Source organism: Pseudomonas sp. KBS0710 (assembly GCF_005938045.2).
GTDB lineage: Bacteria > Pseudomonadota > Gammaproteobacteria > Pseudomonadales > Pseudomonadaceae > Aquipseudomonas.
Genome location: NZ_VCCF02000001.1, coordinates 1,868,443 through 1,889,924 on the forward strand (window position 1 = coordinate 1,868,443; position 21,482 = coordinate 1,889,924).

Genomic DNA, 21,482 nt, shown 5'->3' on the forward strand with positions numbered 1-21,482 from the left:
TCATTGCTCCTTGGCTTCGTTGCGGCCCAAGTGGAAGGCGGTGATGGCTGCCGCGAGCAGCAGCATCGAAGCCAGTTCGACCACCAGCAGGTACGGGCCGAACAGGCTGACGCCCACGGCTTTCGCGTCTACGGTGGTGTGGCCGATGGCCTGGCCGCTCTGGTGAGCGAACAGCACATACAGCAGTTCACCCAGCAGCAGGGCTGCCAGGATCACCGGGCCGAGCCAGATGCCGGGCTTGAGCCAGACGCGTTCCTGAGCGACCGAGGCCGGCCCGAGGTTGAGCATCATCACCACAAACACGAACAGCACCATGATGGCGCCGGCGTAGGCGATCACTTCCAGCACACCGGCGAACGGTGCGCCGAGGCTGAAAAAGGTCATGGCCACGGCGATCAACGAAATGATCAGGTAGAGCAGGGCGTGCACAGGATTGGTGTTGGTGATCACGCGAAGCGTGGACACCACTGCAATACCGGACGCGAAATAGAAAGCGAATTCCATCTTTCTTCCTTAAGGCAGCAAGCTCTTCACGTTGATCGGCTCGGCTTCGTTTTGTGCGGCGCCCTTGGGCTTACCGGCAACGGCCATACCTGCAACACGATAGAAGTTGTAATCAGGGTTTTTACCGGGACCAGAGATCAGCAGATCTTCTTTCTCGTACACCAGGTCCTGACGTTTGAACTCGGCCATCTCGAAATCCGGTGTCAGCTGGATTGCGGTGGTCGGGCAAGCTTCCTCGCAGAGGCCGCAGAAAATGCAGCGCGAGAAGTTGATGCGGAAGAAGTCCGGGTACCAGCGACCGTCTTCGGTTTCAGCTTTCTGCAGGGAGATGCAACCCACCGGGCACGCCACGGCGCACAGGTTGCAGGCTACGCAACGCTCTTCGCCATCGGGGTCGCGGGTCAGTACGATACGGCCGCGATAGCGCGGCGGCAGGTACACCGCTTCTTCCGGGTATTGCAGGGTGTCGCGTTTGCGAAAGCCGTGACCGAACACCATCACCAGGCTTCGCAACTGGGTACCGGTACCCTTAACGATGTCGCCAATATATTTGAACATGGGTCAAATCCTCACTGAACCGCGCCGGCTGGCGTGTTCAACAACACAACGGCAGCCGTCACCAGCAAATTGATCAGGGTCAGCGGCAGGCAGAAGCGCCAGCTGAAATCCATCACCTGGTCGTATCGTGGACGCGGAATGGAAGCGCGCAGCAGGATAAACAACATGATGAAGAACGCGGTCTTCAGGAAGAACCAGAAGAACGCCAACTGCGGCAGGATGCCGAACGGACCGTGCCAGCCGCCGAAGAACAGCGTGACCAGCAGGGCCGAGATCAAGATGATGCCGATGTACTCACCAACGAAGAACATGCCCCATTTCATGCCGGCGTATTCAATGTGGTAACCGTCAGCCAGTTCCTGTTCCGCTTCCGGCTGGTCGAACGGGTGACGGTGAGTCACGGCGACGCCAGCGATGAAGAAGGTGCAGAAGCCGAAGAACTGCGGAATGATGAACCACAGGTTCTGCGCCTGGTACTCGACGATGTCGCGCATGTTGAACGAGCCGACCTGCACCACGATGCCCATCAGCGCCAGGCCCATGAACACTTCGTAGGACACGGTCTGGGCCGAGGCCCGCAAGCTGCCCAGCAGGGCGAACTTGTTGTTACTCGACCAACCGGCGAACAGCACCGCATAGACCGACAAACCGGCCATGGCGAAGAAGAACAGCAAGCCGATGTTCAGGTCCGCCACGCCCCAGGTCGGGGTGATCGGGATGATCGCGAAGGCGATCAGCAAGGCGCTCATGGCCACGACCGGTGCCAGGGTGAAGATCACCTTGTCGGCAAACGGCGGGGTCCAGTCTTCCTTGAAGAACATTTTCAGCATGTCGGCGGCGATCTGGAACATGCCGAACGGGCCAACGCGGTTCGGACCGTAACGGTCCTGCCACCAGCCCAGCAGGCGACGTTCGACGAAGCTGAGCAGGGCGCCCGCCACGACCACGGCCAACAGGATCACGATGGCCTTGACCACCGAAATGATCACGTCAATTACTTCCGGCGTGAACCAAGTCATTGCGCTGCCTCCTGCAGACCGTCAACGGTTTTGCCAAAGATCGCAGGTGGAATACCGGCAAGGCCTTTAGGCAGTGCAACCAGGCCAGCACCCAACTCATCATTGATGCGCAGCGGCAGACGCAGGGTCTGGCCAGCCACGTTCAGGCTGAGCAGGGCACCGTCGTTGACGCCCAGGCGGTCGGCTTCGGACTTGGCCACGGACACGTAGGCTTCAGGAATGCGACTTTGCACCGGAGCGGCTTTGGAAGAAGTCTCTTCGCTGCCGAACAGGTGGAAGAACGGCACAACCTGCCAGGTGCCCTGGGCCGGGTTGAACGGGCGCGGTACAGCAGCGAACCAGTTCAGCGCGTCACCGGTGCTTTCGATCAGGCGGGTGCCCGGGTCGCCAGCGCGGATGTGACCACCGACTTCGTCCTGGAACTTGTTCCAGGCTTGCGGCGAGTTCCAGCCCGGCGACCAGGCAAATGGCACCTGCTGACGTGGCTCGACCGAACCCGAGTAACCTTCCATTGAGAAGGCAAACGCGGTGTCAGGGTCTTGCGGGGTACGCGGTTCGTGCACGCTGATGTCGGCGCGCATAGCGGTACGGCCGGAGTAACGCAGCGGTTCACGGGCGAGTTTCATGCCCTTGATGCGGAACGAGGCGGACGGTGCAGCGTCGACGATACGGGCCAGTTGCGGCGCGCTTGCGGCGGCTGCGGCGGTCACGTGGTCGAGCTGGGTCCAGTCGATCGGTTGGTTCAGCAGGGTTGCACGCAGGGCATGCAGCCAGCGCCAGCCTTCGTGAACCAGGATGCTGGCGTCCATGTACTTCGGATCGAACACCTGGAAGAAGCGCTGGGCGCGGCCTTCCTGGCTGACCAGGGTACCGTCGCCTTCGGCGAAGGTGGCGGCTGGCAGTACCAGGTCGGCACGCTCGCTGGTGGCGGTCTTCTGGTGGTCGGCTACGATCAGCACTTTGGCAGCGTCCAGCGCGGCATCGACCTTGGCCGAATCAGTGCGGGTGTACAGGTCGTTTTCCAGTACTACGATGGCGTCGGCATTGCCGTCGATCACGGCTTGCAGGGCAGCGTCCAGGGACTCGCCACCGAGCATGGCCAGGCCGAGGCTGTTGGCTTCCGGCACGACCAGGCTGATGGAACCGTTCTTGTCACGCAGCTTCAAGGCTTTGGCGATGTTGGCAGCGGCTTCGATCAGCGCCTTGGAACCCAACGAGGTGCCGGCAATGATCAATGGGCGCTTGGCCGCGAGCAGGGCGTCGGCGATGCGCTGGGCCAGTTCAACGGCTTCAGCGTCCAGGCCTTCGACGGCAGGCGCGCTGGCGTCGAGGGCGTGGGCCACGGCGAAACCGATGCGGGCCAGGTCATCCGGCGCTGCGTGAACGCATTCTTCGGCAATATCGTCGAGCTTGGTTTCAGCCAGGCTCGCGATAAACAGCGGGTTCAGCGCGTGCTGGCCGATGTTTTTTACCGCGGCGTCGAGCCAAGGCTGAACGCGCATGGCGTCAGCCATGTCTTCGGCCTTGCCTTTGACCGACTGACGCAACGACAGCGCAATACGCGCGGCGGTCTGGGTCAGGTCTTCGCCGAGGACGAAGATCGCATCGTGGTCTTCGATATCGCGCATGTTCGGAACTGGCAGCGGGCTGTCGTTCAGCACTTGCAGGACCAGGCGGATGCGCTCCAATTCAGCGGCTTCGATACCGGAGTAGAAGTGCTCGGCACCGACCAGTTCGCGCAACGCGTAGTTGCTTTCGAGGCTGGCACGCGGCGAACCGATACCGACGATGTTGCGGCCGCGCAGCAGGTCGGCGGCTTTATCCAGCGCGTCGTCCAGGCTCAGCTTGGCGCCACCGGCCAACAGCGGCTGGCGTGGGCGGTCTTCGCGGTTGACGTAGCCATAGCCGAAACGGCCACGGTCGCACAGGAAGTACTGGTTGACCGAACCGTTGAAGCGGTTTTCGATACGACGCAGTTCGCCGTAGCGCTCGCCCGGGGAGATGTTGCAACCGCTGGAGCAGCCATGGCAGATGCTCGGCGAGAACTGCATGTCCCACTTACGGTTGTAGCGCTCGGAGTGAGTCTTGTCGGTGAACACACCGGTCGGGCAGACCTCGGTGAGGTTGCCGGAGAACTCGCTTTCGAGCACGCCGTCTTCAACGCGACCGAAGTACACGTTGTCGTGGGCGCCGAAAACGCCCAGGTCGGTGCCGCCGGCGTAGTCTTTATAGAAACGCACGCAACGGTAGCAGGCGATGCAGCGGTTCATTTCGTGGGAAATGAACGGGCCGAGGTCCTGGTTCTGGTGGGTGCGTTTGGTGAAGCGATAACGGCGCTCGTTGTGGCCGGTCATCACCGTCATGTCTTGCAGGTGGCAGTGACCGCCTTCCTCACAGACCGGGCAGTCGTGCGGGTGGTTGGTCATCAGCCATTCGACGACACTGGCGCGGAACGCCTTGGATTCTTCATCTTCGATGGAGATCCAGGTGTTGTCGGTGGCTGGGGTCATGCAGGACATGACGATACGACCACGGGTGTCGTTCTCGTCGGTGTACTGCTTGACCGCGCACTGGCGACAGGCACCAACGCTACCAAGCGCGGGGTGCCAGCAGAAATACGGGATGTCGAGGCCTAGTGAGAGACATGCCTGTAACAGGTTGTCTGCCCCATCGACTTCGAGCGCTTTGCCGTCTACGTGGATAGTGGCCATGGTTCAAAGTTCTTCGTTGGCCCGTTGTCAGCGGGCGTGGCTAATGGAATCTTGTTATTCATGGGCATCAACACAGCCTTTACGGCGTCAGCCCATGAGAAAGCGAAGGGCACGGACCCTTCGCCCTTTAAAGCGTTACGCGCCGACTACGATCGGCCTTGCCAGAGGCGGGACGGCGGCGCTGACAGGCGCGATGCCGGCTTCGAACTCCGAGCGGAAGTATTTGATTGCGCTGCCCAATGGCTCCACGGCGCCCGGTGCGTGAGCACAGAAGGTCTTGCCTGGGCCGAGGAAACCGACCAGACCCAGCAGGGTCTCGATGTCGCCTGGCTGGCCTTCACCTTTCTCGATCGCCATCAAGAGCTTGACGCTCCATGGCAAACCATCACGGCACGGAGTGCAGAAACCGCAGGATTCGCGGGAGAAGAACTGCTCCATGTTGCGCAGCAGCGAGACCATGTTCACGGTGTTGTCCACCGCCATCGCCAGGCCCGTACCCATCCGGGTGCCGACCTTGCCGATGCCGCCGGCATACATTTGTGCATCAAGGTGCTCAGGGAGCAGGAAGCCGGTACCGGCGCCGCCTGGCTGCCAGGCTTTCAAGGTGTAGCCGTCGCGCATGCCGCCGGCGTAGTCCTCGAACAGCTCGCGTGCGGTGACGCCGAACGGCAGCTCCCACAGGCCAGGGTTCTTGACCTTGCCGGAGAAGCCCATGAGCTTGGTGCCCATGTCTTCGCTGCCTTCGCGGGCCAACGATTTGTACCAGTCAACGCCGTCGGCGATGATCGCCGGCACGTTGCACAGGGTTTCAACGTTGTTAACGCAAGTCGGCTTGCCCCATACGCCGACGGCGGCAGGGAAGGGCGGCTTGGAGCGCGGGTTGGCGCGGCGGCCTTCGAGGGAGTTGATCAGTGCGGTTTCTTCACCGCAGATATAACGCCCGGCGCCGGTGTGCACGAACAGTTCGAAGTCAAAACCCGAACCGAGGATGTTCTTGCCCAACAGGCCTGCAGCCTTGGCTTCTTCCACGGCACGGTTGAGGTGCTTGGCAGCGGTGGTGTATTCGCCACGCAGGAAGATGTAGCCACGGTAGGTTTTCAGCGCGCGGGCGCTGATCAGCATGCCTTCGATCAGCAGATGGGGCAGTTGCTCCATCAGCATGCGGTCTTTCCAGGTGTTCGGTTCCATCTCGTCCGCGTTGCACAGCAGGTAGCGGATGTTGATGGATTCGTCTTTGGGCATCAGGCCCCACTTCACGCCAGTGGGGAAGCCTGCGCCGCCGCGGCCTTTAAGGCCGGCGTCTTTGACGGTCTGGACGATATCGTCCTGGGCCATGTCGGCGAAGGCTTTGCGCGCTGCCGCGTAACCATTCTTGGCCTGGTATTCGTCGAGCCAAACCGCCTCGCCGTCGTCACGCAGACGCCAGGTCAGTGGGTGGGTTTCAGGCGAACGCTTGATCAGGTTGGCCGGGCCGAAAGATGTAAGGGTCATGGGTAGCCCTCAAGCAATTGGGTCACGCCAGCAGGCTGCACGTCACCGAATGTGTCGTCGTCGATCATCAACGCCGGCGCCTTGTCGCAGTTGCCCAGGCAGCACACCGGCAGCAGCGTGAAGCGGCCGTCCGCAGTGGTTTGGCCGAGGCCAATGCCCAGCTTGTTCTGGATCTCGCTGACCACCGACTCGTGGCCACCGATGTAGCAGACCATGCTGTCGCACACGCGAATGATGTGGCGGCCGACCGGCTGACGGAAGATCTGGCTGTAGAACGTGGCCACCCCTTCAACATCGCTGGCCGGGATGCCGAGCAGTTCGCCAATGGCGTAGAGGGCGCCGTCGGGCACCCAGCCACGTTCCTTCTGGACGATCTTCAAGGCTTCGATCGACGCCGCGCGCGGGTCTTCGTAGTGATGCAGCTCGTGCTCGATGGCCGAGCGCTCGGTTTCACTCAAGGTGAAACGATCTGTTTGGATAAGCGTGCTGTTCATGCTTAGCGGTCCACGTCGGCCATAACGAAATCGATACTACCCAGGTACGCAATCAAGTCCGCGACCATCTCGCCTTTGATCACCGAAGGGATCTGCTGCAAGTGGGCAAAGCTTGGGGTACGAATCCGGGTGCGGTAGCTCATGGTGCCGCCATCGCTCGTCAGGTAATAACTGTTGATACCCTTGGTCGCTTCGATCATCTGGAAGGATTCGTTGGCCGGCATCACCGGGCCCCACGAAACTTGCAGGAAGTGCGTGATCAGGGTTTCGATGTGCTGCAGCGTGCGCTCTTTAGGCGGCGGCGTGGTCAGCGGGTGATCCGCCTTGTACGGGCCAGCCGGCATGTTGCGCATGCACTGTTCGATGATCTTCAGGCTCTGGCGCATTTCTTCGACACGCACGATGCAACGGTCGTAGGCATCGCCATTGGCGGCCAGTGGCACTTCGAACTCGAAGTTCTCGTAACCCGAGTACGGGCGTGCCTTACGCAGGTCGAAGTCGCAGCCGGTGGAACGCAGGCCGGCACCGGTGACGCCCCATTCCAACGCCTCTTTGGTGTTGTACTGCGCGACGCCGATGGTACGACCCTTGAGGATGCTGTTGTCCAGCGCAGCCTTCTGGTACTCGTCCAGACGCTTGGGCATCCAGTCGATGAATTCCTTGACCAGGCGCTCCCAGCCGTTCGGCAGGTCGTGGGCCACGCCGCCGATACGGTACCAGGCCGGGTGCAGACGGAAACCGGTAATGGCTTCGATGACCTTGTAGGCGCGCTGACGGTCGGTGAAAGTGAAGAACACCGGGGTCATGGCGCCGACGTCCTGGATGTAAGTACCCAGGAACAGCAGGTGGCTGGTGATGCGGAAGAACTCGGCCATCATGATGCGGATGGTGTCGACGCGGTCCGGCACCTTGATACCGGCGAGCTTCTCGACCGAGAGCACGTACGGCAGGTTGTTCATCACGCCGCCGAGGTAGTCGATACGGTCGGTGTACGGGATGAAGCTGTGCCAGGACTGGCGCTCGGCCATCTTCTCGGCACCACGGTGGTGGTAGCCGATGTCTGGCACGCAGTCGACGATTTCTTCGCCGTCCAGTTGCAGGATGATCCGGAAAGCACCGTGAGCCGAAGGGTGGTTCGGGCCCAGGTTGAGGAACATGTAGTCCTCATTGGTACCGGAGCGCTTCATGCCCCAATCTTCCGGACGGAAGCGTGCAGCTTCCTCTTCAAGCTGTTGCTTGGCGAGGTTGAGGCTGAACGGGTCGAATTCGGTGGCGCGCGCCGGGAAGTCCTTGCGCAGCGGGTGACCTTCCCAGGTCGGCGGCATCATGATGCGCGTCAGGTGCGGGTGGCCCGGGAAGTCGATACCGAACATGTCCCAGACTTCACGCTCGTACCAGCTGGCATTCGGCCAGATACCGGTAACGGTCGGGATGCTCAGGTCGCTTTCGGAGAGGGCGACCTTGATCATCACGTCGCTGTTACGTTCCAGCGACATCAAGTGGTAGAACACAGTGAAATCGGCACCGCTCGGCAAGCCTTGACGCTTGGTGCGCAGACGCTCGTCCACGCCATGCAGGTCATAGAGCATGACGTACGGCTTGGGCAGGTTGCGCAGGAAGCTCAGGACTTCGACGAGCTTGGCCCGCGCCACCCACAGCACCGGCATACCGGTGCGTGTGGCCTGGGCGGTAAAGGCGTCAGGGCCAAAACGGTTATTGAGTTCGACAACCACATCCTGGTCGTCTGCCTTATAAGGCGGGATGTACAGAGCACTGCCTGTAGTCATGGTTTTTTTATCGCTTTCGGTCAACGTAAAGAATGAAGCCAGGTTTTCGTTCTATAAAAGAAGCGGTGCTGGATCAGACTTCGTCGGGGCTGCGCAGGTTGGTGACTGCGATTCGCTGTTCGCGGCGCTGTTCCTTTTGTGACGGCATCTCGGCGCGATAAACGCCTTGATCACCGACAACCCAGGAAAGCGGGCGACGCTCCTTGCCAATCGACTCCTGCAACAGCATCAAGCCTTGCAGAAAAGCTTCAGGGCGGGGCGGGCAGCCAGGCACGTAGACGTCCACGGGCAGGAACTTGTCCACCCCTTGAACGACGGAGTAGATGTCGTACATGCCACCGGAGTTGGCGCACGAACCCATGGAGATAACCCACTTTGGCTCGAGCATTTGCTCGTAGAGACGCTGAATGATCGGCGCCATCTTGATAAAGCAGGTGCCGGCGATAACCATGAAATCCGCCTGGCGCGGTGATGCCCGGATAACTTCGGCGCCAAAGCGCGCGATGTCGTGGGGCGCCGTGAAGGCGGTGGTCATTTCCACGTAGCAGCACGAAAGGCCGAAGTTGTACGGCCACAGGGAGTTTTTACGCCCCCAGTTGACCGCGCCACTCAGCACGTCTTCGAGTTTGCCCATGTAGATGTTTTTGTGGACTTGATCTTCTAACGGATCGGAAACGGTTTCCCGTTCGCCGATAGGGTACTGATCGTTAGGAGCATCCGGGTCGATCCTGGTGAGATTGTATTGCATCGCCAAAGCCTCATTGTTTCAGCTTCGCTTGCCGCTTACGACGAGCTTCCGGAGCCCAGTCAAGGGCGCCCACTCGGAATAGGTAGACAAGGCCTGCCAACAGAATTGCTATGAAAACGAGGGCTTCGACGAATCCGGTCCAGCCGCTTTCGCGGACGGACACAGACCAGGCAAAGAGAAAGAGGGCTTCGATATCGAAGATCACGAACAGCATCGCGACCAGATAGAATTTGGCTGAGAGCCGCAAGCGGGCGCCACCTGTAGGCAGCATGCCGGACTCGAACGGTTCATTTTTGCTGCGGCCCCAGGCTTTTGACCCGAGGAGGCTGGAGACACCGAGCATGAAGGCACAAAGGCCGACAACACCGAGGAGGAAAATGGCAAAGCCCCAGTTGTGGGCCATGAGTCCTGTCGCTTCGGTCATGCTGGAAATCCTTAACAGAGAGCAAAGGTCTCTGAGCTCGAAAAAGTAACGATGCAGTGACGATATGTCGCAGCGCAATCAATCGCGGTGATTTTATGGCTAAACACCGGGCAAGTAAAATTCCTATAGCGAAATTATTCGATGGAATAAGCACATAGTGCACCTTCTTGGGGCTGTAGCCCTTGCGGGCCGGGCATTAGCGGGCATTTAATCAAATGTGTTTTGTTTAAGCTGTAAAGAAGTTTTCATGGGCTAAATGATAATGAATATTGTTTGCGTGGGGTTTAAGCGAATGTTTCTCGTGTGGCGCGGGAAGTTGTTGTTACTTGCTTGATTGCAGCTAGTTGCTGGAGGGGATCTTTTAACCGATTTGATTCAGGCAAATACCGCTCTGGGTCAATGTTTTGCGCAAAAACCCTAAGGCTCGACACGGTAAAGGTGGGAGCTGGCTTGCCTGCGATAGCGGTGGGTCAGTGGCCACCGCTATCGCAGGCAAGCCAGCTCCCACAGTAGGCGTGTGGTGTTTTCAAGCGGGCAAAAAAAACGCCCCGAACCAGTCGGGGCGTCAGATCAAGCGGCAGTGCGGTTAGGTCTTCCGTGGGGCCGCGCTGGCCGTGTACTCGCTACTTAGTGGAACTGCTCTTCTTCGGTCGAACCGGTCAGCGCGGTCACGGACGAGGTGCCGCCCTGGATCACGGTGGTCATGTCGTCGAAGTAGCCGGTGCCCACTTCCTGCTGGTGCGCCACGAAGGTGTAACCCTTGGCGGCGTCAGCGAACTCCTGCTCCTGCAGCTTCACGTAAGCGGTCATGTCGTTGCGGGCGTAGTCGTGCGCCAGGTTGAACATGCTGTGCCACATGTTGTGAATGCCAGCCAGGGTGATGAACTGGTGCTTGTAGCCCATGGCCGACAGTTCGCGCTGGAACTTGGCGATGGTCGCGTCGTCCAGGTTCTTCTTCCAGTTGAAAGATGGCGAGCAGTTGTAGGACAGCAGTTGGTCCGGGTATTCCTTCTTGATCGCTTCGGCGAAGCGACGCGCTTCGTCCAGGTCCGGCTTGGCGGTTTCGCACCAGATCAGGTCAGCGTACGGCGCGTAGGCCAGGCCACGGGCGATCGCCTGGTCGAGACCGGCACGCACTTTATAGAAACCTTCCTGGGTACGTTCGCCAGTCACGAATGGCTGGTCGTACGGGTCGCAATCCGAGGTCAGCAAGTCCGCAGCGTTCGCATCGGTACGCGCCAGGATGATGGTCGGCGTGCCGGCAACGTCAGCCGCCAGGCGTGCTGCGGTCAGCTTCTGCACGGCTTCCTGGGTCGGCACCAGTACCTTGCCGCCCATGTGGCCGCATTTTTTCACCGACGCCAGTTGGTCTTCGAAGTGCACGCCGGCAGCGCCTGCCTCAATCATGCTCTTCATCAGTTCGTAGGCGTTGAGTACGCCGCCGAAACCGGCTTCGGCGTCAGCCACGATTGGCGCGAAGTAGTCGATGTAGCCTTCGTCGCCCGGGCCTTTGCCGGCTTTCCACTGGATCTGGTCGGCGCGGCGGAACGAGTTGTTGATGCGCTTTACCACGGTTGGCACGGAGTCCACCGGGTACAGCGATTGGTCGGGGTACATGGATTCTGCAGAGTTGTTGTCCGCAGCCACTTGCCAGCCGGACAGGTAGATCGCCTGGATACCGGCTTTTACCTGTTGAACTGCCTGGCCGCCAGTGAGGGCGCCCATGCAGTTGACGAAATCTTTTTCGGGACGGAAGGACGGCTTGGCACCCTGGGTGACCAGCTTCCACAGCTTCTCGGCGCCGAGTTTTGCAAAGGTGTGCTCAGGTTGAACCGAGCCACGCAGGCGGACGACGTCAGCAGCGGAATAAGCGCGGGTTACGCCTTTCCAGCGTGGGTTTTCAGCCCAGTCTTTTTCAAGGGCTGCAATTTGCTGTTCGCGTGTCAGTGCCATGGGGAAAAACCTCGTCGCATAGGTCTAGGTGGAAAATTCCATTTGCCAGCCACGTATTAACTGCGTGGTTGTGGCTGCTCGCTGACCAGAAGCTTAGGTGGTCAAGTCTGGTTTGGCGGGGAAGGCGACGGGATGAACGATTGCCGAGAGGGGGAATTGAGCAGGTAGGGGCAAACTGCGAACAGTCTTCGGGCATCGTGGGCCTTGGTACGATCCATCAGTGTGTAGCCGGGTTACCTGGTTAGCTTCCGTCCCTCGGGACAACTTCGTTCCAGTCGCAACCTCGTCAAACACACCTTGTGGGCGGTACAGACACGAATCGGCTCAGGTGGGTAGCTTAGAGCGGCGATCCGAAGGCCCTTGCCAGGGCCCCTGATTAGCGGGAGCGAGGCCATCATGCACAGGCTTTTTTGGCTCGTCAAATGTTTTGTAGTGCTTTTTTTAAAGCACTACATCTTTAGTCTAATGCGACTCGCCAGTCAGATTTTGGTGCTTTAGTTCAGGGTGTCGACCTTGACCCGCAAAGTCAGGTCATCGCGGCCCTGAGTAGAGTAGCTGCGGGTTGTAGAGGATTTATCGGCCTGAGTCTCGCGATTGATGCCCGCCAGTGGGATCCATTCACCCAGGCGGCCGCTGATGCTTGTGTCGGTACTTTGCACATTCACTACATCGGGACGTTCCTGGCTCATGCGGTCACGGTTGGTACTGATAGCCAGGTGTACGGTCTCGCCTGTGACGCTCGCAGTCACGTAAAAGCCTTGGGTGACGTTGCGATACTGGGTCTGGTTTTGCGGGCGGCCGTAGGCGTCTGGCTGCGTGGTGGTCAGTGGCACGCTCTGGCCGACCTGGATCAGCGCCGGCACGCCTTCACTGGCCTGGATCTGCTGGATGCCACCGTCGCGGCTGGCGGTGCCGTAGCTGATGATACGGGTTTGGCTGTCGCCGGAGTTCTGCTGGTTGTTTTCGTTGCTGTCGACCGTGATCAACAGGCGTTTGGCGGGTGTGTCCAGTTGTGCAAGCAAGGCACGCAAGTCCTGGATCTTGCCGGGGTCGGCGTTCACGATAAGTTGGTTGCCGTAGGCGTTGACGGTGCCGTCCTTGCCGATAAAATTTTGCGCGACGGGCAGCAGGTCGGCGCTGGTGCGGTTGCTCAGGTTGACGACTTCGGTGTCGGCCATGGCGCAGGCGCTGGCGGTGAGGAGCAGGGCGGTGAGCAGGGTGCGTAGGGACATGTCCGTTATCTCTGCGAGTCAATTAGGCGTGATAGTGCCAGTTTGTCGGCCTGGCAGGTCGCAAGTTGAATCGTAGACAGCAAAATGCCCTGGCAGGCAGGGCATTTTGGGTGTTGCTGAAGACGCTATCGCAGGCAAGCCAGCTCCCACACTTGACCGAGTACATCCCTTGGAATGCGTTCAAATGTGGGAGCGGGCTTGCTCGCGAACGAAACAGCTCAGCCCTCGCGCACCATATCAACGTGCGGAATCCCGACTTCCAGGAACTCATCACTGACGATCTTGAAACCCAGCCGCTCATAAAATGGCGCCGCATACACCTGTGCACTCAGGAATTGCCTGGTTTGGCCACGATTCTCGGCCGCGCCGATCACGGCTTCCATCAGCTTGTCGCCGACCTTCAAGCCGCGCCAGTCCTTGAGTACCGATACACGACCAATCTCGCCGCTGGGCAGCAGGCGAGCGGTGCCAATCGGAAAATCGCCTTCGAATGCAAGAAAATGCATTGCGTCGGCGTCATCCGCATCCCACTCCAGCTCCGGTGGAACCGATTGTTCAGCGATAAACACCGCCTCACGAATGCGCCGTATCTCAGCGATATCCTTTTGCCAGTCCGCGACACTTACGTGAATCTTATTCATCGGCAAATCCCAGGCTTCCTTGCTTGACCAGTTCGCACAGCAGGTCGCGACCGTCTTCGTCGGCCAACCAGGTACCGAGGTTTTCGCTGTGCAGGGCGTCGGCCGAGCACACCAGCTTCAACAGTTCGCGCAGTTTGCCTGGCAGGTAGCGGCTCTGGCCGCTGGCGAATAGCAGCACATCGTCGTCGACTTCCGACCACGCCATGCGCGCGCTCGGGTTGCGCACCAGAATCGCGCCGTTTTCCAGGCTGCTGATAAAGTCTTCTTCACCCAGCTCTTCACCGGCGACCAGTTCCGGGTAGCGCGGCTCGGTCATGAACTGGCCGAACCAGGTCAGCAGCATGCGCTCATCGCTCATGTGCTCGGCCAGCAGGCCTTTGAGGCGGTCGAGTGCGTCCGCTTGAATCTGGTGCGGGTCGCTGACCGGCTGAGCGTCGGCGTCGGTGTAGCGCTCTTCATCAGTCAGGTACTGGCTGAGGAAGTCAGTGAAGTGGGTCAGCACTTCGGCTGCGCTCGGTGCGCGGAAGCCCACCGAATAGGTCATGCAGTCGTCTTCGGCAATGCCGAAGTGCGCCAGGCGTGGCGGCAGGTAGAGCATGTCGCCCGGTTCCAGCACCCATTCTTCGCTCTGTTCGAATTCCGCCAGGATGCGCAGGTCGGCGTGTTGCAGCAGTGGGCTTTCGGAATTGCACATCTGGCCGATTTTCCAGTTGCGCTTGCCTTGGGCCTGCAGCAGGAACACGTCGTAGTTGTCGAAGTGCGGGCCAACACTGCCGCCGGGTGCGGCGAAGCTGATCATCACATCGTCGATGCGCCAGCTCGGCAGAAAGCGGAAGTGCCCGAGCAATTCGGCGACTTCGGGTACAAATTGGTCGACGGCCTGTACCAACAGGGTCCACTCACGCTCCGGCAGCGTGCTGAACGCGTCTTCGGCGAACGGGCCGCGGCGCAGTTCCCATGGGCGCTCGCCGTGCTCGATTACCAGGCGCGATTCAACTTCTTCTTCCAGGGCCAGGCCGGCCAGTTCGTCGGCGTCGATCGGGCTTTCGAAATCAGGGATGGCTTGACGGATCAGCAGCGGTTTTTTCTGCCAGTAGTCGCGCAGGAATTCCCGTGCCGTGATGCCGCCCAGAAGTTGAAGAGGAATATCAGGATTCATGTGTAACCTATTGAAAAAAAGCACTTTTAAGGCAGGAATAAAAACGCCCGGCGCGGCCGGGCGTCTCAAAGGGTCGCGCGATGATCAGATGCGCTTGGCTTGCTCTACCGCGTTGCCGATGTAGTTGGCCGGGGTGAGCAGTTTCAGCTCGGCCTTGGCAGCGGCTGGCATGTCCAGGCCATCGATGAAAGTTTGCAGCGCCTCAGGGCTGATGCCCTTGCCGCGCGTCAACTCTTTCAGCTTCTCGTACGGGTTTTCGATGTTGTAGCGGCGCATTACTGTCTGGATCGGCTCGGCCAATACTTCCCAGCACGCATCCAGGTCAGCGGCGATCTTCTGCGCGTTGAGCTCAAGCTTGCTGATGCCTTTGAGGCTGGCTTCATAGGCGATCACGCTGTGGGCAAAGCCCACGCCGAGGTTACGCAGTACGGTGGAGTCGGTCAGGTCACGCTGCCAGCGCGAGATCGGCAACTTGCTGGCCAGGTGCTGGAACAGGGCGTTGGCGATACCGAGGTTGCCTTCGGAGTTCTCGAAGTCGATCGGGTTGACCTTGTGCGGCATGGTCGACGAACCGATTTCACCGGCGATGGTGCGCTGCTTGAAGTAGCCCAGGGAGATGTAGCCCCAGATATCGCGATCGAAGTCGATCAGGATGGTGTTGAAGCGCGCAATCGCGTCGAACAGCTCGGCGATGTAGTCGTGCGGTTCGATCTGCGTGGTGTACGGGTTGAAGCCCAGGCCCAGCTCGTCTTCGATGAAGGCGCGGGCGTTTTCTTCCCAGTCGATTTCCGGGTAGGCCGACAGGTGGGCGTTGTAGTTGCCCACGGCGCCGTTGATTTTGCCCAGCAGCGGCACGGCCGCGACTTGAGCGATCTGGCGCTCCAGACGATACACCACGTTGGCCAGTTCTTTGCCCAAGGTAGTCGGCGAGGCCGGTTGGCCGTGGGTGCGCGACAGCATCGGCACGTCGGCGAAACGGATCGCCAGTTCGCGGATGGCGTTGGCGGTTTGGCGCATCAGCGGCAGCATCACGTCATCACGGCCTTCGCGCAGCATCAGGGCGTGGGACAGGTTGTTGATGTCCTCGCTGGTGCAGGCAAAGTGGATGAACTCGCTGACTTGGGCCAGTTCCGGCAGCTTGGCCGCTTGCTCTTTGAGCAGGTATTCGATGGCTTTGACGTCGTGGTTGGTGGTGCGCTCGATCTCTTTCACACGCTCGGCGTGCTCCAGGGAGAAGTTTTCCGCCAGGGTGTTCAGCACAGCGTTGGCTTCGGCGGAAAACGCCGGCACTTCGCTGATGGCAGGGTGAGCGGCCAGGCGCTGGAGCCAGCGCACTTCAACCAGAACACGAGCACGGATCAGGCCGTATTCGCTGAAAATAGGGCGCAGGGCCTGGGTTTTGCCGGCGTAGCGGCCGTCAACAGGGGAAACCGCAGTGAGCGAAGAGAGCTGCATGGGGTGTTCTCGGACAGTCGGGCAACGAAATGGGGCGCGTATCATACATGAAAAAATCCGCCGGTCCGTCGCCAACTGACCGGCGTATTACGCGTGAGGCTATAAAAAAAGCGGGTTGCTGCGACTTATTCGTTGCGCATCAACGGGTAAAGCTCTTTGAGTAATTTGCGTCGGCTGATCACCAACTGCCAGCGATGACCGCCCAACTGGCGCCACAACCGCGCCGAACGAATACCGGCCAGCAGCAGAGCGCGGATTTTCGAGGCGTTGTTCGGTTGCTGCAGGTTGCGCATGTCGCCGTGCACCTGGATGCGCTGGCGCAAGGTACTCAAGGTGTCCTGATACAGCGCACCACAGGCGGCAATCACGTTTTCGTGGGCCGGGCCGAAATGTTCCACCTGGGACTGAATCTGCGGCAGGCGTTTGCCGATGGTCTCGAGCAGGTCGTCGCGCTTGGCCAGTTGCCGCTCAAGGCCGAGCATCGACAGGGCATAGCGCAACGGCTCACGTTGCAAGGTGTTGGGGTCGCGTTCCAGGGCGCCGATCAACGCGCGGTAACCTTCACGCAGCGCCAGGTCGTCGCCGCCATACACTTCCAGGGTGTCCTTGGGGTCGCGGATCAGCAGGCTGCCGAGCATGCAGGTCAGGCCTGCCTCGGTCACCTGGCCGGTCTTGGCGATCTTGTCGACCAGCACGGCGGCGAGGAAAACCCCGCCGAGTGCCGTCAATTGCTCCTGGGTCGGGCTCATGCCGGGTTGCTCCAGGCTTCGGCAACTTCTATCACGCCGCCGCCCAGGCAGATTTCGCCGTCATAGAACACCACCGATTGGCCAGGTGTGACCGCGCGTTGCGGGTCATCAAAGGTGGCGCGGTAGCCGGTAGCGGTTTTTTCCAGGGTGCAGGGCTGGTCGCTCTGGCGATAGCGCACTTTGGCGGTCAGGCGGCGTGGCGTACTCAGGTCGATCGGGTTGACCCAATAGATTTCCGAAGCCAGCAAGGCGCCCGAGAACAGCAGTGGGTGTTCGTTGCCCTGGCCGACGACCAGCACGTTGTTTTCCAGGTCCTTGACCAGCACGTACCACGGTTCTTCACCGGCATCTTTAAGGCCGCCGATGCCCAAACCCTGACGTTGGCCAATGGTGTGGTACATCAGGCCATGGTGGCGGCCGATCACTTCACCGTCGGTGGTTTTGATCTCGCCTGGCTGTGCCGGGAGGTATTGCTTGAGGAAGTCGCTGAAGCGGCGCTCGCCGATAAAGCAGATCCCGGTGGAGTCCTTCTTCTTGGCAGTGGCCAGGCCGTGTTTTTCGGCGATCTTGCGCACTTCGGGCTTTTCCAGCTCGCCGACCGGGAACAGGGTCTTGGCGATCTGTTCGCCGCCGACGGCGTGCAGGAAGTAGCTCTGGTCCTTGTTCGGGTCCAGGCCTTTGAGCAGCTCGGTGCGGTTGTCGACGTCGCGACGGCGCACGTAGTGGCCAGTGGCAATCAGGTCGGCGCCGAGGATCATGGCGTAGTCGAGGAACGCCTTGAACTTGATTTCGCGGTTACACAGGATGTCCGGGTTCGGCGTGCGGCCGGCCTTGTATTCGGCCAGGAAGTGCTCGAACACATTGTCCCAGTACTCGGCGGCGAAGTTGGCGGTGTGCAGCTTGATGCCGATCTTGTCACACACGGCCTGGGCGTCGGCCAGGTCGTCCATGGCGGTGCAATATTCCGTTCCATCGTCTTCTTCCCAGTTCTTCATGAACAGGCCTTCCACCTCATAACCCTGCTCCATGAGCAGAACGGCGGAAACGGAAGAATCCACGCCGCCGGACATGCCGACGATGACGCGCTTCTTTTGTGTGTCAGAAGGGGCTGGATCACGCATAGGGTTTCAACGGGTGTCTTGAAAAAGGACGCGATTCTAACAGGCTCACGCCCGCAAGGCTAAAGAGAAGGGCGGATCAATTCGAGGCTATGGCGCTGGCCGGCCAGATAATCATCGATACAGCGGATGATCAACTCGCTGCGCCAGTCGTCGCGCAAGGCCATCAGCTCCTCACGGGTCAGCCAGCGGGCGCGGACGATGCCTTCATCGAGCTGATAGTCCGGGTGGTGTTTCAGCGTCTTGGCGGTAAAGCAGACCCGTTGGTACGTCACGCCATTGCTGGGGGCGGTGTACAGGTAGATGCCGACAATGCCGGTGGCTTCGACGTCCCAGCCGGTTTCTTCCAGGGTTTCGCGCACGGCGGCTTCGGTGAGGGTTTCATGCGGGTCCAGATGGCCGGCCGGCTGGTTGAGCACGGCGCGGCCGCCCTTGAGTTCCTCGACCATCAGGAAACGGCCGTTGTCTTCGACGATGGTGGCGACGGTGATGTGGGGTTGCCAGGTCATAAGTGGCCTCAATGTGTAGTGACTGAAGAAACTCGTTCAGTGTGGGAGCTGGCTTGCCTGCGATAGCGGTGGGTCAGCTACATCTGCATGAACTGACAGACTGCTATCGCAGGCAAGCCAGCTCCCACATTTGATCAAGGGGGTTCAGTGAAACCACGGTGCAAACAGAAACCCCGGCACATGGCCGGGGCTTCTTTGCATCCTTACAACCTTACTTCAACTTGGCAATTGCCGCGTTGAGGGTGTTGCTTGGGCGCATGGCTTTGCTGGTCAGCTCCGGGTTTGGCGCGTAGTAGCCGCCGATGTCCACTGGCTTGCCCTGTACCGCGTTCAGCTCGGCAACGATGGTTGCCTCGTTGTCGGTCAGGGTCTTGGCCAGCTCGCCGAACTGCGCTTGCAGTGCAGCGTCTTCGGTCTGGGCGGCCAGGGCTTGAGCCCAGTACAGCGCCAGGTAGAAGTGGCTGCCGCGGTTGTCGATGTTGCCGACTTTGCGCGATGGCGACTTGTTGTTGTCCAGGAACTGGCCAGTGGCCTGGTCCAGGGTCTTGGACAGCACCAGGGCTTTCGGGTTGTTGTAGGTGACACCCAAATGCTCAAGGGACGCGGCCAGGGCCAGGAACTCACCCAGGGAATCCCAGCGCAGGAAGTTCTCTTCAACCAGTTGCTGCACGTGCTTCGGAGCCGAACCGCCGGCGCCGGTTTCGAACAGGCCGCCACCGTTCATCAGCGGCACGATCGACAGCATCTTGGCGCTGGTGCCCAGCTCCATGATCGGGAACAGGTCGGTCAGGTAGTCGCGCAGTACGTTGCCGGTCACCGAGATGGTGTCCAGGCCCTTGCGGGTGCGCTCCAGGGTGAACTTCATCGCGTCGACCGGCGACATGATGCGGATGTCCAGGCCTTCGGTGTTGTGGTCTTTCAGGTAAGCCTGAACTTTCTCGACCACCACGCCATCGTGCGCACGCTGTGGGTCCAGCCAGAAGATGGCCGGGGTGTTGCTGGCGCGGGCACGGTTGACGGCGAGCTTGACCCAGTCCTGGATCGGCGCGTCTTTGGTCTGGCACATGCGGAAGATGTCGCCGGCTTCGACAGCCTGTTCCATCAGCAAGGTGCCCTTGCTGTCGGTGACGCGGACTACGCCGTCAGCCTTGATCTGGAAGGTCTTGTCGTGGGAGCCGTACTCTTCGGCTTTCTTGGCCATCAGGCCAACGTTTGGCACGCTGCCCATGGTGGTTGGGTCGAAAGCGCCATTGGCCTTGCAGTCTTCGATGACGGCTTGGTAGATGGTGGCGTAGCAGCGATCCGGGATCACCGCCTTGGTGTCGTGCAGCTGGCCGTCGGTGCCCCACATTTTGCCGGAGTCACGGATCATGGCTGGCATCGAGGCGTCGACGATGACGTCGCTCGGCACGTGCAGGTTGGTGATGCCTTTATCGGAGTTGACCATCGCCAGGGAAGGGCGAGCGGCGTAGACCGCCTGAATGTCAGCTTCGATCTGCGCTTGCTGCTCGGCCGGCAACGCCTTGATGCGAGCGTACAGGTCGCCGATGCCGTTGTTCAGGTTGAAGCCGATCTGTTCCAGCACGGTAGCGTGCTTGGCCAGGGCGTCTTTATAGAACTCGGCAACGATCTGGCCGAACATGATCGGGTCGGAGACCTTCATCATGGTCGCTTTCAAGTGAACCGACAGCAGCACGCCTTGCTGCTTGGCGTCTTCGATTTCAGCGGCAATGAACGCGCGCAGGGCTTTTTTGCTCAGCACGGCGGTGTCGATGATTTCGCCGGCTTGTACCGAGGTCTTTTCTTTCAAGACGGTCGCGGTGCCGTCTTTGGCGATCAGTTCGATCTTCACGGCGTCAGCGGCTTCGATCTGCACGGCTTTTTCGCTGCCGTAGAAGTCGCCGTTGCTCATGTGTGCGATGTGCGACTTGGAATCAGCAGCCCAGGCGCCCATTTTGTGCGGGTGCTTGCGCGCGTAGTTCTTGACCGACAGCGGTGCGCGGCGGTCGGAGTTGCCTTCGCGCAGTACCGGGTTCACGGCGCTGCCCTTGACCTTGTCGTAACGTGCACGGGTTTCTTTTTCCGCGTCGGTGGTTACGGTTTCCGGGTAGTCCGGCAGGGCGTAGCCCTGGGCCTGCAGTTCCTTGATCGCCGCTTGCAGCTGCGGGGTCGAGGCGCTGATGTTAGGCAGCTTGATGATGTTGGCTTCAGGCGTAACGGCCAGGTCGCCCAGTTCGGCGAGGTGGTCCGGGATAGCCTTGGTGCCCAGTTGCTCGGGGAAGCTTGCGAGGATGCGCGCGGCCAAGGAAATGTCGCGGGTTTCCACAGCAATATCAGCGGAAGCGGTGAAGGCCTCTACGATAGGCAGCAGTGAATAGGTGGCGAGGGCTGGGGCTTCGTCGGTGAAGGTGTAGATGATCTTCGAGCGGGTGGGCATATTCGGATTAACTCTCTTCTTTGCTGAAAGCGTGCGCAGAAACTCGAGATGCGCCGGGTGGAGCGCGTTCGTTCAAAGTCATCCATGAGCGAAATGTCGAGGTTTCTTCGCGGTGATGTTGGTTTGCATCAGTCGAGCGTCAAGCGTTTGGACTATGGTAATAGTCCTGCTTTCTGGCTGAGGGCTACTGTCTAGAGCGGTCAACCGTCGTGACTCTTTGGTCAGCGGCGGCATTATACATAGGTCGCTATGCTTACGCCGAGCCTTCATACAAAAGGTGTGTCGTCCATTGGTCTAAAGGTCGCAGGGCGCAAATCGCGGCGAGCGCTGCACGATGTGCTCAAGATTGGCGATTTTGCCTTTGCTTTCAGGCTTGTAGGCGACAAATTATGCTGTTTTCGATGCAAATGAGCATGGCGCGAGGTTTCAGTCGCCATTTATCTGGAGTAGGCTCGAACGCAGCCAGATGTTCAATCCATAGATGGAGTTCAGC

General features: G+C 60.0%; 18 protein-coding genes. All 18 read right to left on the minus strand.

Annotated features, from left to right (window positions below):
• Window positions 1-504, minus strand: coding sequence for an NADH-quinone oxidoreductase subunit J (gene nuoJ / locus FFI16_RS08770; RefSeq protein ID WP_017137519.1), 504 nt, complete (start codon window positions 502-504; stop codon window positions 1-3).
• Between the two features lie 9 nt (window positions 505-513).
• The gene (nuoI, locus tag FFI16_RS08775) at window positions 514-1,062 is read right to left on the minus strand and encodes an NADH-quinone oxidoreductase subunit NuoI (RefSeq protein ID WP_003174725.1); all 549 of its coding nucleotides are present in this window, start codon (window positions 1,060-1,062) and stop codon (window positions 514-516) included.
• Window positions 1,063-1,073: 11 nt separating this feature from the next.
• The gene (gene nuoH, locus FFI16_RS08780) at window positions 1,074-2,081 is read right to left on the minus strand and encodes an NADH-quinone oxidoreductase subunit NuoH (protein ID WP_017137518.1); all 1,008 of its coding nucleotides are present in this window, start codon (window positions 2,079-2,081) and stop codon (window positions 1,074-1,076) included.
• Window positions 2,078-4,792 carry an NADH-quinone oxidoreductase subunit NuoG gene (gene nuoG, locus FFI16_RS08785; protein WP_138814942.1) on the minus strand — a complete coding sequence of 905 codons (2,715 nt, stop codon included), beginning with the start codon at window positions 4,790-4,792 and terminating at the stop codon, window positions 2,078-2,080. The genes nuoH and nuoG overlap by 4 nt, the downstream gene beginning before the upstream one ends.
• 135 nt (window positions 4,793-4,927) lie before the next feature.
• Entirely contained in the window at window positions 4,928-6,283 is a 1,356-nt protein-coding gene (gene nuoF, locus FFI16_RS08790; protein WP_138814943.1) for an NADH-quinone oxidoreductase subunit NuoF, read from the minus strand.
• On the minus strand, window positions 6,280-6,777 hold the full coding sequence (nuoE, locus tag FFI16_RS08795) for an NADH-quinone oxidoreductase subunit NuoE (RefSeq protein ID WP_138814944.1): 498 nt from the start codon (window positions 6,775-6,777) through the stop codon (window positions 6,280-6,282). Before nuoE ends, nuoF begins: the two co-directional genes overlap by 4 nt.
• Window positions 6,778-6,779: 2 nt before the next feature.
• The gene (gene nuoC, locus FFI16_RS08800; RefSeq protein ID WP_017137515.1) at window positions 6,780-8,564 is read right to left on the minus strand and encodes an NADH-quinone oxidoreductase subunit C/D; all 1,785 of its coding nucleotides are present in this window, start codon (window positions 8,562-8,564) and stop codon (window positions 6,780-6,782) included.
• A 73-nt stretch (window positions 8,565-8,637) separates the two neighbouring features.
• Window positions 8,638-9,312, minus strand: a complete 675-nt coding sequence (locus FFI16_RS08805; protein ID WP_012724951.1) for an NADH-quinone oxidoreductase subunit B family protein — start codon at window positions 9,310-9,312, stop codon at window positions 8,638-8,640.
• Window positions 9,313-9,322: 10 nt separating this feature from the next.
• Window positions 9,323-9,736, minus strand: a complete 414-nt coding sequence (locus FFI16_RS08810) for an NADH-quinone oxidoreductase subunit A (protein WP_003219575.1) — start codon at window positions 9,734-9,736, stop codon at window positions 9,323-9,325.
• A gap of 627 nt (window positions 9,737-10,363) precedes the next feature.
• Window positions 10,364-11,689: an isocitrate lyase gene (gene aceA / locus FFI16_RS08815; RefSeq protein WP_003219577.1), complete on the minus strand. Its 1,326-nt coding sequence runs from the start codon at window positions 11,687-11,689 to the stop codon at window positions 10,364-10,366.
• Window positions 11,690-12,183: 494 nt separating this feature from the next.
• On the minus strand, window positions 12,184-12,921 hold the full coding sequence (locus FFI16_RS08820; protein ID WP_138814945.1) for a secretin N-terminal domain-containing protein: 738 nt from the start codon (window positions 12,919-12,921) through the stop codon (window positions 12,184-12,186).
• Window positions 12,922-13,139: 218 nt separating this feature from the next.
• Window positions 13,140-13,562: a GNAT family N-acetyltransferase gene (locus FFI16_RS08825; RefSeq protein ID WP_138814946.1), complete on the minus strand. Its 423-nt coding sequence runs from the start codon at window positions 13,560-13,562 to the stop codon at window positions 13,140-13,142.
• The gene (locus FFI16_RS08830) at window positions 13,555-14,721 is read right to left on the minus strand and encodes a cupin domain-containing protein (RefSeq protein ID WP_017137512.1); all 1,167 of its coding nucleotides are present in this window, start codon (window positions 14,719-14,721) and stop codon (window positions 13,555-13,557) included. Before FFI16_RS08830 ends, FFI16_RS08825 begins: the two co-directional genes overlap by 8 nt.
• 84 nt (window positions 14,722-14,805) lie before the next feature.
• Window positions 14,806-16,176, minus strand: coding sequence for an adenylosuccinate lyase (purB, locus tag FFI16_RS08835; protein WP_017737156.1), 1,371 nt, complete (start codon window positions 16,174-16,176; stop codon window positions 14,806-14,808).
• Window positions 16,177-16,301: 125 nt separating this feature from the next.
• A complete protein-coding gene (hflD, locus tag FFI16_RS08840) occupies window positions 16,302-16,925 on the minus strand; it encodes a high frequency lysogenization protein HflD (RefSeq protein WP_133100237.1) in 624 nt (207 codons plus the stop codon).
• A complete protein-coding gene (gene mnmA / locus FFI16_RS08845) occupies window positions 16,922-18,046 on the minus strand; it encodes a tRNA 2-thiouridine(34) synthase MnmA (protein WP_138814947.1) in 1,125 nt (374 codons plus the stop codon). The genes hflD and mnmA overlap by 4 nt, the downstream gene beginning before the upstream one ends.
• Window positions 18,047-18,105: 59 nt before the next feature.
• A complete protein-coding gene (locus FFI16_RS08850; protein WP_138814948.1) occupies window positions 18,106-18,552 on the minus strand; it encodes an NUDIX hydrolase in 447 nt (148 codons plus the stop codon).
• 211 nt (window positions 18,553-18,763) lie between these two features.
• On the minus strand, window positions 18,764-20,989 hold the full coding sequence (locus FFI16_RS08855) for an NADP-dependent isocitrate dehydrogenase (protein WP_138814949.1): 2,226 nt from the start codon (window positions 20,987-20,989) through the stop codon (window positions 18,764-18,766).
• Window positions 20,990-21,482: the final 493 nt, after the last annotated feature.

What these genes read in the sequence shown, in the direction of transcription:
- nuoJ (WP_017137519.1), bottom strand. Translation starts at nt 504, where the DNA reads ATGGAATTCGCTTTCTATTTCGCGTCCGGTATTGCAGTGGTGTCCACG.
- nuoI (WP_003174725.1), bottom strand. Translation starts at nt 1,062, where the DNA reads ATGTTCAAATATATTGGCGACATCGTTAAGGGTACCGGTACCCAGTTG.
- nuoH (WP_017137518.1), bottom strand. Translation starts at nt 2,081, where the DNA reads ATGACTTGGTTCACGCCGGAAGTAATTGACGTGATCATTTCGGTGGTC.
- nuoG (WP_138814942.1), bottom strand. Translation starts at nt 4,792, where the DNA reads ATGGCCACTATCCACGTAGACGGCAAAGCGCTCGAAGTCGATGGGGCA.
- nuoF (WP_138814943.1), bottom strand. Translation starts at nt 6,283, where the DNA reads ATGACCCTTACATCTTTCGGCCCGGCCAACCTGATCAAGCGTTCGCCT.
- nuoE (WP_138814944.1), bottom strand. Translation starts at nt 6,777, where the DNA reads ATGAACAGCACGCTTATCCAAACAGATCGTTTCACCTTGAGTGAAACC.
- nuoC (WP_017137515.1), bottom strand. Translation starts at nt 8,564, where the DNA reads ATGACTACAGGCAGTGCTCTGTACATCCCGCCTTATAAGGCAGACGAC.
- FFI16_RS08805 (WP_012724951.1), bottom strand. Translation starts at nt 9,312, where the DNA reads ATGCAATACAATCTCACCAGGATCGACCCGGATGCTCCTAACGATCAG.
- FFI16_RS08810 (WP_003219575.1), bottom strand. Translation starts at nt 9,736, where the DNA reads ATGACCGAAGCGACAGGACTCATGGCCCACAACTGGGGCTTTGCCATT.
- aceA (WP_003219577.1), bottom strand. Translation starts at nt 11,689, where the DNA reads ATGGCACTGACACGCGAACAGCAAATTGCAGCCCTTGAAAAAGACTGG.
- FFI16_RS08820 (WP_138814945.1), bottom strand. Translation starts at nt 12,921, where the DNA reads ATGTCCCTACGCACCCTGCTCACCGCCCTGCTCCTCACCGCCAGCGCC.
- FFI16_RS08825 (WP_138814946.1), bottom strand. Translation starts at nt 13,562, where the DNA reads ATGAATAAGATTCACGTAAGTGTCGCGGACTGGCAAAAGGATATCGCT.
- FFI16_RS08830 (WP_017137512.1), bottom strand. Translation starts at nt 14,721, where the DNA reads ATGAATCCTGATATTCCTCTTCAACTTCTGGGCGGCATCACGGCACGG.
- purB (WP_017737156.1), bottom strand. Translation starts at nt 16,176, where the DNA reads ATGCAGCTCTCTTCGCTCACTGCGGTTTCCCCTGTTGACGGCCGCTAC.
- hflD (WP_133100237.1), bottom strand. Translation starts at nt 16,925, where the DNA reads ATGAGCCCGACCCAGGAGCAATTGACGGCACTCGGCGGGGTTTTCCTC.
- mnmA (WP_138814947.1), bottom strand. Translation starts at nt 18,046, where the DNA reads ATGCGTGATCCAGCCCCTTCTGACACACAAAAGAAGCGCGTCATCGTC.
- FFI16_RS08850 (WP_138814948.1), bottom strand. Translation starts at nt 18,552, where the DNA reads ATGACCTGGCAACCCCACATCACCGTCGCCACCATCGTCGAAGACAAC.
- FFI16_RS08855 (WP_138814949.1), bottom strand. Translation starts at nt 20,989, where the DNA reads ATGCCCACCCGCTCGAAGATCATCTACACCTTCACCGACGAAGCCCCA.